Genomic DNA, 16,574 nt, shown 5'->3' with positions numbered 1-16,574 from the left:
TTTTATCCGACGATATCGTTGACGCGTATTCTAACCATTTCAACTAGTCGATTTCTTTTAATTCTTTGTTTTATTCTATTTATTAAACTAGGTTTGTATCGTTTAATTTCTTCAAAAATCCTAGCTGAATTTTGATTATCTATATAGGGAAAGATTGTTTTTGCATGTGCGCTCACATCGCTTAAAAGATAACTTTTTTGTTTCATTTGTAAAATCAAAGATTTTGCATCAAAACAGCGAATTTCTTGTAACTCTTCATTAAGATCAAGATAACTTCCTTGCATTTGTTGGTATTTTTCTATGTCAAATTGGAAAAATATTGTTGGTATTCCTTGATACAAGGCCTCCCAATAAATGCTGGAATAATCCGTTATTAAGCATTCACTCTCAGAAAGAAGTTTGTTTAGCGGAACGTCCCCCATTGGAATAATACGTAGGTTTTTATGTGCAGAAACATCAAACAATTGAATATATTCTGCTAATTTAGGATGAATATAAAAAATAATGGTGTATTCTTCAATTTCTAAGAATTTTAGTAGTTCGCGATTTGATAGCAATTGAGAATATTGTTGAAAAAAATCTGATTTAATGAATTCTTCTTGGGTTAGATCCTCTAACCAAGTTCTCCAAGTTGGCATAATTAAAAATTGTTTTTTCTTTATCAAATTACCTTTATTTTTTTGTAACTCATCCCATCTAGCTAACCCTGTTACCACAATATTTTGAGGAGCATATTCTAAATATTTTTGAACTATTTTTTTCTCCCACTCTGCGGAAGTAATAAAAAGCTCTGCCTGATTATTCGAACGTGTTGCATTAAATGTATTATCAAGTTTCTTAAGACCTAAAACACCATGTTGAAGAAAGACATATCTTTTTTTATCTAGAATGGGTTTGATTGGTCCTGTTTGTACACGCCAAGCATATCCATGTCCCTTAGATTCCGAAGCAACAACTCTTTTAGCTATAAGTAGCAAAAATAAATGTTTCACGCTCATAAAATCAACTCGACGTCGATGATAGTGATTTAACTTGTTATACTCTGGTGACTCTTTTTTTATTACAAAATAGGCACGTTGACTAGTTTTTTCTTGTAAATAGTTGAAAAAATAATACGAATTATCTTGTGCTGTATTTGAGTATTTTTCATGAATCAGCCAAATATCGTTCCCTAAAAAAAAGAGTCCTATCGTATGAGCCAAGATATAAGCAATCCATTCATTTTGTTTGTATTTTTTCGTCTCATATTCGCTAAAAGGACGAAAATTAAGACTGATTGCATACTTCATTGTTTGATATGGATACACTATGTTATCATCTATTTTTGACTGATACCTTCCCGAAAAGTACTGTAATTTTAAATATAAAAAGAATGACTTATTGATTATTCTACAATCATAGGTTTCTTGCTCACCTTTGCATTCTAAATATAAATCCCAGTAATAATACTCCCAGTCATATGCAGCAAGATCAATTGAAAAGACAAGTTTTTTTCCAGTTTTCTTTATTGGTTGTGCTTGATAGGCAGCTGTTAAAGTTCCTCTGTGTTGGATTTTTAACAAATAGGCAAATCCCTCACGATATTCTATTGGAATCTTAACTTCTAAAATCAATGATTGCTTTTTCTTCAAAGCTAACAACTTAGCCTTCTTATGGTAACGGAGTTCATTCATTTTGACTGGTGGTTGTATTGTAAATGATAACGATGTTTTTTGAGAGGCATAGATCATTGCTTCACGAGTAGCATCTCTATATAAAAAATCAAGATATTTATTTTTTTGTGTATGAATTTTAGCTAGTAAAAATTCGTATTTTTTGCCTTCAGTTTCAAGATAAAAATGGTACCTACCAAGTTCATTTACTTGACCAATTAAGTCAAGATTATTTATAACTACGGTCGTTATTCCCGCCGTTTGACTTCTAGAATAAGGAAGCTTTTCATACAGTTTTCCAGCCTCTGAGCGGACATCTATCGTAAACTTATTTTGATTCAACTCGAAAAATGAAAATTTCAATTGCTGATTTTCAATCAAACAGTCAAATATGGGTAATCTATTTTCTTGTAGAATCTGTTGTTCAGTGAACCAATTATGCGTCCTTAATTCTACTATTGTCATGTTCCTATCAACTAATTTAACTACTGAGTTATCTTTAATCTCTACCGGTAATTCTCGATCGACTTCAATTTGAAAAATAAACTCATCTGCTAATAGCATTCTCGTTACGTTGACAATCTGGAAATTTTCTTGATTGATTTGTAATGAGTAATTTTCCGAGAAAACGTCAAGAAGCGAGGTGTCTTTCAAACTACCTCGCAAGTTGTTATTATTCAGTAAGATAAATGAGCATTCGTATTTCAAAAAAACACCTCTTTTCAACTTTACAACATTAATTAAATTACTACTTATTCAAGTCTTTCTTTATTTGTGTAGTTGAAATCTCAGGTGTTCTTGGTAAATAGAAAACTTCAGCTGTTGTTTCTGTTTCCAGAAAATCAAATTTACCTGCCCAGTCGTCTCCCATCACAAAAGTATCAATATGATATTCTTTGATGTCCGATGCTTTTTGACTCCAGCCGTTTTCTGGAATTACCAAGTCAACGTACCGTACAGCTTCTAGTAACTGTTTCCTTTTTTCATAAGAAAAATAGCATTTTTTTTGCTTTTGCTCCCAGTTAAATTCGTCTGTTGATAAAGCTACGACTAGATAATCTCCTTGTTCTTTAGCTCTCTTTAATAAATTGATATGACCATAATGTAATAAATCAAATGTTCCATAAGTAATTACTCGTTTCATTTTGTTCCTCCTAAAATTTTCGTTATTAATTTCTCAGTCGCATCAATATCATCAATACAAAAACGTTGATAAAATGCACGATAGTCTCTATTAGTTGTAAAAGATGTTGAATTAATTGCATGGATTTCAGAAATAAGGTCTGCATGTTTCTGAATGATTGGTCCTGGCAATTGATTCAACACCCCCTCATAAAATCCTCTAATTTCCTGTCCGTAAGAATCTAAATCATACATATAAAAAATCATCGGCTTTTTCGTTAAAGCAAAATCAAACATAACAGAAGAATAGTCCGTAATCAACAAGTCTGCAATCAAATATAAATGACTGATATCTTCGTAACTAGAAACATCTATTACGCGATTCCCATATTGCTTAGGATCAAATTGTTCTGCCACTAAGTAATGTAGCCTAGTCAAAATAATCGTGTCTGATTCTTGTTCTAAAATTTCAGTGAAAGGAAATTGATTATCAAACTTGTAAGCACCTTTTTTTATAAATTGGTTATCTCGCCAAGTAGGTGCATAGAGGATAACTTTTTGATTTTCAGCAATAGTTAACTTTTTTCTGATTTGTTTGATCTTTTCACTATTATCAGGTAACAGAAGAATATCATTCCTTGGATAACCGATTTCTAGGATCTCCCCTTCATATGCAAAAGCACTTCGAAAAATTTCCGTACTGTATGCATTAGGTGAAATCAAATAATCCCAACGGGCCGCTTCGTTTTTAAAATTTTCCCGATACTTATTTGTATCCGTTCCTGGCATCGTTACATTTTTGATATCTAAGCCTAATCTTTTTAACGGTGTTCCATGCCATGTTTGAACATACATATTTTTACCTTTAACCATCCACCCAGGCATCCTAGTATTGAAAAACCAATATTTTGATCTTGGCATTGTTAGTAGCCACTTCAAGCCCATCCGTCTGACATAAGGAACATCATTTTCAATAAAAGGGGCTTCAAAGCCTTTCTTTACCGCCCAAATACAGGTGTATTCTGGATAATTTTCCCGAATATATTCATAAATAGCACGTGGGTTGTCACTATATTGTTTGCCATGAAAACTTTCAAAAAAAATTAGTTTTTCTTTCGGATGTTTATTAAGGAGAGAAAAAACTTTTTTCACCCATCGATGATAAATTATTTCAAGATTTCTTCGCACTATACTCACTCATGTCTCCACTCTTTTATCTCTTTTTTGATTTCTACATCTAGTTGTTGCACCTTGTTTTCCATTTTGGCGTCCCTATGTCGCACAATCGAATACAAATACTTCGGAATCTGCACCAAACGATCATAACGCTTCATCGAAAGCGAACGATAGAGCCATTCAAGATTGTTGTCTAAATAAAATTTTGGTGCCCGCTTGACTGCTCCTGCAAGGACATCAAAAGTACCACCAACATCTAGAAAAACTTTGGCATTCAATTGATCTACGTTTCTTTCCAAAAAGATTTCTTGCTTAGGTGAACCCAAAGCGACAAAGAGAAAGGTACAGTTTGCTTGATTGATTTTTTTAATCACTTCTTCTGTATTTCTACTTGTGTAGCCATGAAGTGTACCTGCTACTTCAATATTCGGATATTTTTCTTGAATATTTCGTGCAGCTTGATTCACAACATCCTTTTTCGCTCCATATAAGAAAATCCGGTAGCCAAATTGATTCGCAAACTGCAAACTTCTTTCCATCACTTCAATACCAGTTATCCGTTCACGAATATTTCCTCGTAACATTTTAGAAGCCTTAACCACGCCAATCCCGTCAGCAATTCGATGTGTTGCCCGTTCTAAATAAGCCTTTACCTCTGGATACTGATAAGCTTGCAATGTAATTTGAGGATTAACACTTGTGATTAACATTTTTTTGTTTGCAGCTAGATATTTGGGGATGTCCTCCACAATTGTTTGATAGGTCAAATTATCAACAGGGACTCCACTTATGTATTCTGTCCTACTCTTCTTTTCCACCAATCTCACCCAGTTCCTTTTTCACTAACGCCATTATCTTTCCAACAGTTTTGCCATTTTCATACTGATTCCATAACAGTTTTGCTTGTTTTACCCCTTGTTCATTTGCTTCATATGAATAGGTCTGAATTATTTGCCCCAACAATTCCTGATTCTTCACGACTGGTCCAGGTGCCCACTCAAGAAAATCATTTTGAATTCCTGGATTTTTTTTATATTTATCAAAATCAGGACAGAAAAAAATAATTTTTGACTGTTCCTGTATAGTAAGATACTCAAAAGTACTTGCCGAGTAGTCCGTAATCAATAGTTTGACATTTGGATAACTTTTCATAATGTTTTGGTTCCACCAATGTACATTTTTAGGTAATACCCAATTTTCTTGCTGAATTGTCGGATGCAGATGTACATAAAATTGTTCCTCAGGTAGTTTAGAAAATGTAGCTAATACTTGACTAAGAATTTGCTCCATATCTTTTTTTTCTGGACGATACGTTGGTGCATATAAAATAAATTTTTTTGTTTGTTCAACTGATCCTGCTACTTTTTGAGCTGTTTCTAATCTCAAAGAACCGAACTTTTGAATCACTTTTTGATTTAAACTGTAGCTTTTTTGAAAAACCTCTGCCATCTTATCCGAATTGACTACTACATAATTGAAGGAGTCATAAACTTTTTGAAATCTTTTTTTGTCTTGCCGACTACGTTGTTTCGTCTGTGGATCATCCCAGCCAAATTTTTTGATTGCACCATCAGCATGCCAGACTTGAATGACTACTTGATTTGGCGTCATCACGGCTAACTCAGGAAAGTAGTTATCAACAATAATTACTTTTGCTTGTTTTAATAACGTGAGATTTCTTCCTAAAAAAAGACTTTTGGGCGTAAATGGGCGAACATCGATCCCTTCACTCTTTAACTTTTCCGCATACTCGCGGCACTTGTCTACAAAAAAAACAGTCACCTTTCCTGGATAGTTCAAGTGAAGCTGCTTAATCAAGTCGCCTTCATTAAACGAAAAACTCATAATGTACACAATCGTCGAGGTCAGTTTTCTCTTAGGCCAAAGCATTGCAGCGGTCATATATCCATTTTTCAATATATTCATCACTGAACTACTCCTTCCCAACCTAACAATTTTGTCACCTAATCAACATTTTCTATCCTAGTTTATACACAAAATGCACACAAACTAATCGACAAAAAATCAATTTTCAGTCTATAAAAAGGCAATATTTGATTTAATTATACAGAATAACATAAAGAATTTAAAGGTGATTCGTTATGTGTAATACTCGAGAAATACTTACGTAATAACAATTTAATATTATAGTCTTATTTGTAAATTTCCGCTTTTTAATTACCGTTATTTATCAGTTGATAAAACCATCAATATGCAACTATGTTGTATTTTTAATGACTAAACAAAAAAACAATATCTTTCAACTTCGTAAAAAGCAACTTAATTGATATTATTTAAAAAAACAAACATCTAACCACGAATCAAAAGACCTCACGCCTTTTTTCTCAGTAGTTAGATGTTTGCTTCATTGACTGATTCAAATTTATTTTTTTAACTTTTCCCATAAAGCTGGTGCTTGGTCTGGGCTCCAAACGGAAATCGAAGTATGTTCTTGTAAACATTTATATTGATGTCCTTGATGAGTCACAATATCCCCAATATGATAAGTCACGCCAACTTTCCATTCACCTACTTGACCACTGTCAGATGTTGTCGTTCCTGTCACTTGCTGACTAAAATCAGATAGACCAACTCGATTTACCGCTTTGATCTGATACATGTACGTTGTTTCTGGTGTTAGATTTTGATCCGTGAATTGATTATCAGTTGTCGTTGCCACTTTTTTATTTTCACGATAAATCTCATAGGTGGTTACTTCTTCTTCTGGTGCATTGTTGTCCCATGCTAAAGTTAAACTATTTGCTGTAGCTTTGCTAATTTCTACATTTGTTGGTGCAGATGGCTTGTTTAACTCGGATGCCTCTTTTGTAATCACATCTAGCTTAGTTGAGTGCGCAGATTGGTTATTTGACGTATCTACTGCTACGACTGTATAGCTATAGTTTGTTGCTGCTGATAAACCAGTGTGCACAAAACTTGTTGTTTTACTTGTGCCAACTAACTGATTGTTTTCATAAATAGTGTAATGATCTACTTTGACATTATCAGTAGACGCTTTCCAAGATAATGAAACACTGTTTGAGGTCGCAGATGCTGTTAAATTGGTTGGAACAGATGGTTTCTCTGTATCAGGTACCTGTTCTTCAAATAATCCTTGATACGCATGTGCAAATGATTCATTGTAACCAATTCCTGCTGAATTTTTTCCTTCGTCCCAGTTAACACTCCAAGTCATGATTCCTTTTAAAGGCGTCCCTTTTGCCGCTAGTTTTTCAAATACTTGATAGACAACATTCGGATCTTTGACATAACCATTTGCTGCTGCATCTTGGTTTGCTGGAAGTCCTAAAGCTAATTTATTGGCTGGGATATGAATGAAGCCATTATTTCCTTTATCAAATGCATCTGAGATTCCATATAAAAATTCAAACTTTTTGCTATCATTGTTTTGAGCAATCCACTCTGAGCCAACGCTAATACCATCTCCTGCTTGATTATAAAGCTGTGGAGCAATAAAGTCATAATCGTTTTCCAAGGCAGTAATGTAAGGGACATATTTCCCTGCTGTTCTTAAGTACGGGAATTCTGGAGCCATTGAAATAATAAAGTGTTTATTTTGTTGTTCATAATGGTTGCGCACAATTTTTAACGCTGCTGGGATTACTTTCGCATTATCACCTGCCGCTACAGCCGTTTGTTCCAAATCAATATCTAATCCATCAAAGCCATAAGTATCGACCAAGCGAATAATTTCATTTGCAAAAGCTTGTTCTTGTCCAGTTGAAAGTTCAATATGTGAATCTGCGCCACCTAATGATAAAAGAACCGCACGATCTTGTGCATTTAAGGTTGCCACTTGGTTTCGGAATGCTTGATCACTCATATTATACGGTTTGAAAGTTGGAATTCCCTCACCCTTCATAAACGCAACCGAAATGACATTGTAAAAAGGATTGATTTGTTCTAATTGGATATCAGCGGGGGCTCCGCCCACATAACCTGCCCCCATTTCTCCAGGCCAGTTATGATAATAACCAACTGAAATTTGCTTGTTCGCAATACTTGGCATTTCATCTGCGGTATCCGCAGCAACACCATTAGCACAGCCAAGTAATCCTCCCATGACACTAATTGAAAATAACAATAATTTTTTTTGCATTCTTTACCCTCCAACACTTATTTTATTTTAAAATCCTTCTCAATTATAAACAGCCTCCTGTAAAAAAGATTTTTTTGTACGCTATTGCAACAAAATATCCTTAAAACAAAAGGGTGTTCACACTTTTTAATAAAAAGGCAGCACAAAAGAAGACTTTCTTCATTCGAATTGGAGTGTGTTATCTTAAGCTAGAAATAAAATAACAAAAGGAGTGTTGAAGATGCCAGAACATGCTTTTTTGATCCGGAAGTTAAGGAAAGAACGTGGCTTTACTCAGGAGCAGTTGACCATGGGAATTTCCCAACGAGGAACACTCGCTGCTTTCGAATCTCGTGGAACAAAAATCAGTTTTGAGCTTTTGATTAATTATTTAGAAAAAATGAATGTGACCTTAGAGGAATACGAATTTTTACTAAACGAGGGTTCGCTGTCGCCAAAGCAAAAATTAACCAATTATTTTCTTACGACTCCTGGACTCACTTCTGCACAAGAAGACGAATTACTAAAAGAATATGAAAAAACCGGAAATATTTTTTACCGTTTACTTTACGCCCAACGAAAAATCATCCTTAATCATTTGGAAAATAAAGCAACCACTCCTGAGGTGAAAAAAGAAATACAACTGATTATGAACTATTTAGAACATATTGATACCTGGGGGCGCTTTGAGCTTTCAATCTTTTCAAGATGTCTTTTTATTTTTAAAACAGATTATATCGTACGTTCCTTCTATCATAGCGTCACTAAAATGGGGATTTATCAAGATACAACTGTCCAGCAAAACTTATTAGCCAATTTTATTTTAAATGGCGTCAGACTGTCTTTTACTCGTTCATCAGCTACTTTAAGAACTCTTTTTCTTACTGAACTAAAAAAACTAGCAGAATTACATACAAATAGCTTAAATATAGCTTATTATAAAATTTTTTCTGCCTTGGATCGTTTAGCTCAAGGCGATCAAAGCGCAATTGCCGAAATCGATCAAGGAATTCATTTTTTTGATTGGTTAGGTCTAACAGCAATGACGGACTTCATCATTCGATTGAAGACAACTTATAGTTGATTAAATAATTTTTGTTGCAATAACATACAAAATAATTTTTCAAAACTGTTCCATTTTATACTACTTGTTGTTGAAATAACTGAGTTTTATTTCAAACAGATTATTTATTTTGGAGGGTTTCAAGATGAAAAAGAGTACACTGCTAGGGTTAAGTTTCGTTTTAGTTGCAACTGGGTTGACTGCATTAACAACTGTTTCTGTTGATGCACATGGGTATGTCAAAGAACCAGCCAGTCGTGGTTATCAAGGCTTTTTAGACAAAAATCAGCTAGGTTGGAGTGCCGCGCATGATAAATATGGTGCTGTAATTGATGACCCACAATCACTGGAAGGAAAAAAAGGGTTCCCACAAGCTGGACCTGCTGATGGGCACATTGCTTCAGCTGATGGTGTATTGGGTGATTATACTTTAGACAAACAAACAGCTGATCGTTGGACCAAACATACAGTATTCACCGGTAAAAATAATTTTTCTTGGACATTTACTGCCGACCATGCAACAACAAAATGGCATTACTATATTACGAAAAATGGTTGGGATCAAAACAAACCATTAACTCGCGATGAATTACAATTAATTGATACAATCGATCACGATGGTGATGTTGCTTCAACAGATAAAACTCATGAGGTAACAATTCCTACAGATCATCTAGGCTACCACGTGGTTTTAGCCGTTTGGGATATTGATGACACACCAAATGCGTTTTACAATGTAATTGATGTAAACGTCAAACAAGGAAATCGCTTGACTAATTTAGCACAATAAAAAGAAAGGCTGAGGCAAAACGCGCATGCGCTTTGTCTCAGCCTCTTTTTTATTTATGAAAAGTTTTAACTCATGACGGTTACTTTTACTTGACGACGTCCCCAAGCAACGCATTTCTCAACCGTTGTAAAGTGAACATCAATAATATTTCCTTTGATTGCTCCACCTGTATCAGCGGCAATTGCTACACCATAGCCTTCAACATTTACGATTGAATTCAGTGGAATCACGCTTGGATCAACGGCAATTGCTTGTGGATTGTCATACAAATCTAACCCACTTGCAGTGATATGTCCTGAACCGGGTTCTGAATAAGAATATGCCGTAGATTCCATCATGCGAGTAGCACCTGACGTTGGTACTTCCTCTTTTGATGTGTCTTCTTTTGGCTTTTCGTTTGACTCTTCTTTGGCTGGCTCAGTTTCCTTCTCTGCGTTTTCTGCTGCCAATTTTTGGGCTTCTTCTTTTGCTTCTTCTTTTGCTTGTTTTTCAGCAGCCTCTTTTTTCGCGTTTTCTGTAGCAATTCGCGTTTTTTCAGCTTCTTTATTCTTAGCAATTTCGCTAAGCGTCACTTGATTATCTGTTAGTTTTTGTTTTAAAGAATCAACTTTTTCATTCAAAGAGTCCGCTTCGACTTCTAGGGAAACTTGATTATCCTTTAATGAAGTTTGTGTATCCTCTAATTTTTGATTGAGATCAACTAACTTTTGTCTTTGATTATCTAAGCTAGCAATTTTATCTTTTTCTGCTTGATGAAGAACACGAACAGCGTATGCACGATTGATAAATTCGGCCACAGTTTCAGCGTCTAAAAGTGCTTGTAAATTTCGCTCGTTTGAACCATTGATTTGAACATCTTTTAGTCGTTGTGCAACGGCTTCTTTGCGTTTCTCAATCGTTGCTTCGGTCTCCTTGATTTCTTGTTTTGATTGATCAATCGTTTTTTTGTTTTGAACAATCTCTTGTTTTATTTTTTCAACTTCTTGATACTTTTCATTAACATCATTCAATGCCACTTGTACTTCGACACTGATTTCTTCACCCTGACGTTTTGCAACTTGTTCTTTTTCATTTAAAGAATCAAGAGATTCTGCTTGAGTCACTAAGGGTAGTGCTAAATTTGCTGACAATAAGACAGCAAGCATAACTAAGGCTTTTTTTGCCTTCACGAACTCCAACACCTTTCTCCTAAAATACCAACTCTTACATTATACAAATGATTATTACAATTCATATGTCAGAAATATTACAATTTATTACAAATATAATTCGTTCACATCCATTTTCGATTAACTGTTAGCTAAAATAAAAAAGCAATTGAACTTTTTTTCGTTCAATTGCTTTATTTTTGAGCAAATTTGCTAGTTATTTTTTTTTGCGCAATTCTTTTACTAATTGGCGAATTTCATTGACATCTTTTCCTTCTTTCAATGACAATTGTGGGAAATTCTTTAAGAAGCGTCGTTGCGTATAATTCAAACGTGGCAAATAATCATTGGTTTTCGTCGATTCTTTAAATGCTTGTAACCAATCACCAGCAGCTTTTTTCTCTGGTTTTGAGACAATTCCCTTGCCAAAAACTGTGCCAGAAGTTTTTTGTCGTTCTTCCCATTCGTCTTTGGTTTTTTCAAAGACTTCTTGCAAGTTTGCTTTTTGTTCATTAATTGCTTTCTGTAAATCTGTGACTGCTTTTTGGAAACTTTGTAAATTCGCTAATGTGTAACCAAGATCCATCATAATTAGCCCAATCAAAAGAACTGGCAAGTAAAAACTAAAGTGTTCCGCCAAAAATCGTTCCAAAATCAAAATATGCGGATGGATTACTTTCACGATCAAGACACAGCCCACACCCCAGAAAAGTGAAACTGGTAAAGCAACTCTTCCATTGATATTCAATGGAACATCATGGTAATCCCACCAAGTGGCATGAAATAATTTTTCTAAGCCAAAGCTAGTCAGGTACTCCAAAATCGTGACCAGAGCAGTTGATAAAACATACAGTAAAACAAGGTTCGATTGGAATGGTTCAATAAAATACAATACCCCTAAAATCCCAAAACCATAGATTGGCGTAATTGGACCAACTAAGAATCCTCGATACACGAAATGTTTGGCTTTAATGGAACAGTAAACTGTTTCCCATAACCAACCGACAAATGAATAAATAAAAAATAGCAATACTACACGGATAAATTCGGTCATAAGTGCCTCCTTTTTCTTTTTATTGTATCAATAAGCTGGAAAAATGAAAAGAAACTCTAATGAAAGAGCTTGCTGGCTTTTCATTCCAAATTTCATAAGCTACAATGTGTAATGTACTTATCGTTTTTCTTTCTACTATAAATATAGAAAATTTTACTACTTAGGAGGAATCATATGATTCAATTATTGCGTTATGCAAAAGACTATCGTAAGCAAATCATTTTGGGACCCTTTTTCAAATTTCTTGAAGCAGTTTTTGAATTAATTCTCCCTTTATTGATGGCTTCGTTGATTGATAACGGACTTAGAAAAAATGATACAGGTGTAGTCATTCAAATGGGTATTTGGATGGTTGTCATGTCAATTATCGGACTGATTTGTGCTATTATTTGTCAATACTATTCCTCAGTTGCTTCGCAAGGTTTCGGTACGGAGTTACGTAACCAACTCATGAAAAAAATCAATACACTTTCCCACAGCGAGCTAAATCATTTTGGAACAGATACCTTGATTACCCGAATGACCAATGATATCAATCAATTGCAACTAGCTTTAGCGATGGTTATCCGGCTATTGATCCGCGCGCCATTTTTAAGCATTGGTTCTGTCGTGATGGCCTTTATCATTGATTGGCAAATTGGCTTGTTCTTTTTACTCTTTTTACCCATTTTTGCGGTAATCTTGTATTTCATTATTAAAAAAACAATTCCTCTTTACCAAAAAGTACAAGAAAAATTAGATCACTTAAACGAAATCGTTAGTCAGAATCTTAGTGGCGTTCGTGTCATTCGCGCCTTTGGTCGAACAAAGACAGAGGTTAAAACCTTTGACGAAAGTACCGATGATCTGGCAAAAAATTATTTGCTCGTTTCAAATATTTCTGCACTTTTGACCCCTGCCACAACATTAATCATGAATGTAGGCATTATTTGCCTGTTGACAGTTGGTGGAATCAAAGTCAATATTGGCGGACTACAGCAAGGACAAGTGTTAGCGTTAATCAATTATATGAACCAAATGTTGTTAGCTTTGATTGTTGTTTCTAATTTAGTCGTGATTTTTACCCGTGCTGAAGCTTCAGGAAAACGTGTCAAAGAAGTCTTGACCATGGAAAATTCAATCCAAGAAATGCCAGACGCAAGCACACCTGCGCTTGACAGTCAGATAATCCTTGAATTTAAGCACGTTGATTTCCGCTATACACCAGCTTCTGGTTTGTCTTTGGAAAACATCAATTTTCAAGTGAGAAAAAATGCGATTGTCGGCATCATTGGACCCACTGGTAGTGGTAAAACAACTCTGACTCAGCTCATTCCTCGTTTCTACGATGTAAGTAATGGTGAGGTTCTCGTTGACGAGCTAGATGTCCGACAATGGGAAATGGAAAAATTGCGAGCGCAAATTGCCATGGTTCCTCAAACAGCTGTGCTTTTCACTGGCTCCATCCGAGACAACTTGCATTGGGGCAAAACGAATGCCACAGATGAAGAATGTTGGGAAGCTTTAACAATTGCACAAGCTGACGATTTTGTTCGTCAACTTCCTGATGGTTTGGACACCAAAGTTATGGAAAACGGGAAAAACTTTTCTGGTGGTCAAAAACAACGTTTGACCATCGCACGTGCTTTGATTGCAAAACCAGCGTTACTAATTCTTGACGATTCATTAAGTGCACTTGACTATCAAACAGATTTGAATTTACGCAAAGCTTTGAAAACTTCCCTTGATTGTACCGTACTGATTATTTCTCAACGAGTTCGTTCAATCCAAGAAGCAGAAACTATTTTAGTCATGGATCAAGGACGGATTGTCGCTCAAGGAACAAATGCTGAACTGTTGCGTACATCAAAAGAATACCAAGAAATCGTGGCATCGCAGGAGGAGGAATAAAATGAAACAAAAAAAATTCTCAATGCAGTTATTCAAACGATTTATCCCCTACCTGATGGCTTATCCTAAAGAAATTACTTTAGCGATTTTCTTTGGTTTGCTGAACGGTATCGCGACCGTCGTCATGACGTTACAAATTGGCCAAAGTATTGATCTGATGATTGGTATCGGACGGGTTCAATTTCAAGAACTCTTTCATTTATTGTTACTCTTTGGTGGTGTAGTACTCGTCAATGTTCTTAGTCAGTGGTTGATTCAAGTCTTAAGTAACCGGCTTGCTTATCTCTCGGTAGCGGCGCTGAGAAAAGATGCTTTTGAACGATTGAACCGTTTGCCTCTTCGCTATTATGACCAAACAGCACACGGAAATATCGTCAGTCGTTTTACCAATGATATGGATAACATTTCTATCGCCATTGCAGCAGCCTTCAATCAATTATTTTCTGGCGTTGCGATCATCATTTTATCTTTTATCTTTATGATTCATTTGAGTCCGTTGCTAACAGTTGTCGTTTTATGTGCCACCCCGATTATCTTTTTAGTCAGTTTTCTGGTCGCACGTTCTTCCCAAAACGACTTTAATCAACAGCAAAAAATTATTGGTGACATTTCCGGATTTGTGACTGAACGTATTGGAAATCAAAAAATCGTAAAAGCTTTTCAACAAGAAACAGCTAGTCAACAGGCATTTGAAACATTGAATCAAGAACTTTACGTCAAGGGACAGCGTGCTCAATTTTCTTCTTCTTTGACAAATCCTTCTTCCCGTTTTGTCGATCATTTAGCTTATCTGTCAATTGGTTTAGTTGGCGGCTTGCTTGCTTTACGAAGCGGGTCAGCAATTACCGTTGGTGTTATTTCCAGTTTTACCATCTATTCGAGTCAATTTTCTAAGCCTTTTATCGAATTATCTGGAATCACTACGCAAATTCAAACGGCCTTTGCTGGATTGGATCGAGCGTTCGAGTTGATTGATCAGCCCGAAGAGACACCTGACGCCCCTAATGCGTTTGCTTTGGATCCCAACACAATCAAAGGAGAAGTCGTTTTTGAACACGTTTCGTTTTCATATGATCCAAATCAGCGTTTGATTGAAGACTTTAATTTCAAAGCAAAACCTGGGCAAACAATTGCAATCGTCGGAAAAACAGGTGCCGGGAAATCAACGCTGGTCAATCTTTTAATGCGATTTTATGATACCACTAGCGGAAGGATTCTGATTGATGGTCACAATCTCCGTGACATCAAACGAACGACTTTGCGCAAAAGCTTTGGTATGGTTTTACAAGACACTTGGCTATTTGACAGTTCCTTACGTGCGAACCTTCGCTATGGCAATCCGAGTGCTAGTGATGAGGAAATCAATGAAGCATTAAAAGCTGCCTATATGTATGAATTTGTCGAGCGACTACCAGAAAAACTTTCAACCAAAATCGGTGGTCAAGGACTAAAAATTTCCGATGGTCAGCGACAACTATTAACGATTGCACGAACGATGATTAGTAACCCGCCCATGCTGATTTTAGATGAAGCAACTAGTTCTGTTGATACGCTAACCGAAAAGAAAATCCAACAAGCCTTCTTGACAATGATGGAAGGGAAAACCAGCTTTGTAATTGCGCACCGACTTTCCACTATTAAAAATGCGGACCAAATTCTGGTCATGGATCATGGTGAAATCGTTGAAATGGGTACACATGATGAATTATTAAAAAAAGCTGGTTACTACAATCAGCTTTATCAAGCACAATTTACACATCAATAAAAAAACAGGCAATCTTCTGGGATGGGAAGATTGCCTGTTTTTTTATTTTTATTTCGTGCGAACTGTTAGACTTTGCAAAATCTTTTTATAAGGAATACTTCGTCCAACATAGTAAATTGCAATTGATTGAAGCGGGATCCAAATAACTGTTTTCAACAATCGTGGTGCCCAAACGACCCAACTAAACAGTGGGACATGATACATCAAAGCTAGCCAAAGTGGCGTCAAAATCAAATTGATAATCAACGTGACACTCAGTGTTGCTAAGATAGCATTTTTCCAAGTAATTTCTTTTCTATAGAAAAAGAAGCCGTAAATCGCACCTTCGATAAAAGCATTCAAGGTAAACCCAATAAAGAATGCTGATTTTGAAAATAATGCCATTCCGACAAGGTCAGCTAACACTGATCCAATACCAGACCAAAAAGGACCAAATAAAATCCCCATGATGACCTGTGGAATAAATGTTACACTGAGTTTGATAAAAGGTGTTTCGATAGATATTAGTCGTGATAAAGTAACCATTAAGGCAATCAACAGCCCCATGATCGCTATCATCCGTGCGTCTAATCGATTTTTTTTCATTTTAGCATCTCCTTTAAGAGCTGCTACACAATAATATGCAGCGAATGCGAAAATAAAACCGCGAATAAGTTCCCTTATCCTTCGTCCAGGTGGCAACATCCCATCCTCCCAGCACTTAACGCTTTATTTCCTACTCTGATTTTATTTTGGGAAACAATTCCCTCACAAAATATAACATAATTATCATTGACTAGCAAACAGGAAAACTGAATGTTACTATGATTTCCGTC

General features: G+C 35.7%; 13 protein-coding genes and 1 riboswitch. Of the genes, 4 read left to right on the top strand and 9 right to left on the bottom strand.

All coding sequences use genetic code 11. The features are described 5' to 3' along the window. Nucleotides 1-2: 2 nt before the first annotated feature. The 6 genes from RV17_RS07290 to RV17_RS07265 all read right to left on the bottom strand — a co-directional run bounded on the left by RV17_RS07290 (nucleotide 3) and on the right by RV17_RS07265 (nucleotide 8,070). On the bottom strand, nucleotides 3-2,360 hold the full coding sequence (locus RV17_RS07290) for a CDP-glycerol glycerophosphotransferase family protein (protein WP_067482533.1): 2,358 nt from the start codon (nucleotides 2,358-2,360) through the stop codon (nucleotides 3-5). Nucleotides 2,361-2,400: 40 nt separating this feature from the next. After that, the gene (tagD, locus tag RV17_RS07285) at nucleotides 2,401-2,796 is read right to left on the bottom strand and encodes a glycerol-3-phosphate cytidylyltransferase (protein WP_067482535.1); all 396 of its coding nucleotides are present in this window, start codon (nucleotides 2,794-2,796) and stop codon (nucleotides 2,401-2,403) included. Then, on the bottom strand, nucleotides 2,793-3,971 hold the full coding sequence (locus tag RV17_RS07280; protein ID WP_249024357.1) for a CDP-glycerol glycerophosphotransferase family protein: 1,179 nt from the start codon (nucleotides 3,969-3,971) through the stop codon (nucleotides 2,793-2,795). The genes tagD and RV17_RS07280 overlap by 4 nt, the downstream gene beginning before the upstream one ends. Continuing rightward, nucleotides 3,968-4,768, bottom strand: a complete 801-nt coding sequence (locus tag RV17_RS07275; RefSeq protein WP_082294016.1) for a WecB/TagA/CpsF family glycosyltransferase — start codon at nucleotides 4,766-4,768, stop codon at nucleotides 3,968-3,970. The genes RV17_RS07280 and RV17_RS07275 overlap by 4 nt, the downstream gene beginning before the upstream one ends. Then, nucleotides 4,752-5,876, bottom strand: coding sequence for a CDP-glycerol glycerophosphotransferase family protein (locus tag RV17_RS07270; RefSeq protein ID WP_082294015.1), 1,125 nt, complete (start codon nucleotides 5,874-5,876; stop codon nucleotides 4,752-4,754). The genes RV17_RS07275 and RV17_RS07270 overlap by 17 nt, the downstream gene beginning before the upstream one ends. 457 nt (nucleotides 5,877-6,333) lie before the next feature. Continuing rightward, complete coding sequence (locus RV17_RS07265) at nucleotides 6,334-8,070, bottom strand: fibronectin type III domain-containing protein (protein ID WP_067482541.1); 1,737 nt, start codon at nucleotides 8,068-8,070, stop codon at nucleotides 6,334-6,336. Between the two features lie 220 nt (nucleotides 8,071-8,290). On the opposite strand from RV17_RS07265, the gene RV17_RS07260 reads away from it, so the two are divergent. Together RV17_RS07260 and RV17_RS07255 are read left to right on the top strand one after the other, a co-directional pair. Further along, nucleotides 8,291-9,133: an Rgg family transcriptional regulator gene (locus RV17_RS07260; RefSeq protein WP_067482543.1), complete on the top strand. Its 843-nt coding sequence runs from the start codon at nucleotides 8,291-8,293 to the stop codon at nucleotides 9,131-9,133. A 124-nt stretch (nucleotides 9,134-9,257) separates the two neighbouring features. Continuing rightward, on the top strand, nucleotides 9,258-9,902 hold the full coding sequence (locus RV17_RS07255) for a lytic polysaccharide monooxygenase (protein WP_067482545.1): 645 nt from the start codon (nucleotides 9,258-9,260) through the stop codon (nucleotides 9,900-9,902). Nucleotides 9,903-9,967: 65 nt separating this feature from the next. Here RV17_RS07255 and RV17_RS07250 read toward each other — a convergent pair whose 3' ends face one another. Together RV17_RS07250 and RV17_RS07245 are read right to left on the bottom strand one after the other, a co-directional pair. Next, nucleotides 9,968-11,071, bottom strand: a complete 1,104-nt coding sequence (locus tag RV17_RS07250; RefSeq protein ID WP_071868896.1) for a 3D domain-containing protein — start codon at nucleotides 11,069-11,071, stop codon at nucleotides 9,968-9,970. Between the two features lie 196 nt (nucleotides 11,072-11,267). Beyond that, nucleotides 11,268-12,104, bottom strand: coding sequence for a putative ABC transporter permease (locus RV17_RS07245; RefSeq protein ID WP_071868873.1), 837 nt, complete (start codon nucleotides 12,102-12,104; stop codon nucleotides 11,268-11,270). 174 nt (nucleotides 12,105-12,278) lie between these two features. Between RV17_RS07245 and RV17_RS07240 the strand changes: the two genes are divergently transcribed. Beyond that, complete coding sequence (locus tag RV17_RS07240) at nucleotides 12,279-13,994, top strand: ABC transporter ATP-binding protein (protein WP_067482549.1); 1,716 nt, start codon at nucleotides 12,279-12,281, stop codon at nucleotides 13,992-13,994. 1 nt (nucleotide 13,995) lies between these two features. Continuing rightward, nucleotides 13,996-15,759 carry an ABC transporter ATP-binding protein gene (locus tag RV17_RS07235; RefSeq protein ID WP_071868872.1) on the top strand — a complete coding sequence of 588 codons (1,764 nt, stop codon included), beginning with the start codon at nucleotides 13,996-13,998 and terminating at the stop codon, nucleotides 15,757-15,759. A 48-nt stretch (nucleotides 15,760-15,807) separates the two neighbouring features. Here the strand turns inward: RV17_RS07235 and RV17_RS07230 are convergent, their stop codons facing one another. Then, a complete protein-coding gene (locus RV17_RS07230; protein WP_067482553.1) occupies nucleotides 15,808-16,344 on the bottom strand; it encodes a folate family ECF transporter S component in 537 nt (178 codons plus the stop codon). Between the two features lie 36 nt (nucleotides 16,345-16,380). Beyond that, a riboswitch (THF riboswitch) is annotated at nucleotides 16,381-16,484 on the bottom strand. Nucleotides 16,485-16,574: the final 90 nt, after the last annotated feature.

Source organism: Enterococcus thailandicus (assembly GCF_001886265.1).
Taxonomy (GTDB): domain Bacteria; phylum Bacillota; class Bacilli; order Lactobacillales; family Enterococcaceae; genus Enterococcus_B; species Enterococcus_B thailandicus.
The sequence above is the reverse complement of the archived record's forward strand: the minus strand, read 5'-3'. Positions and strand labels throughout refer to the sequence as shown.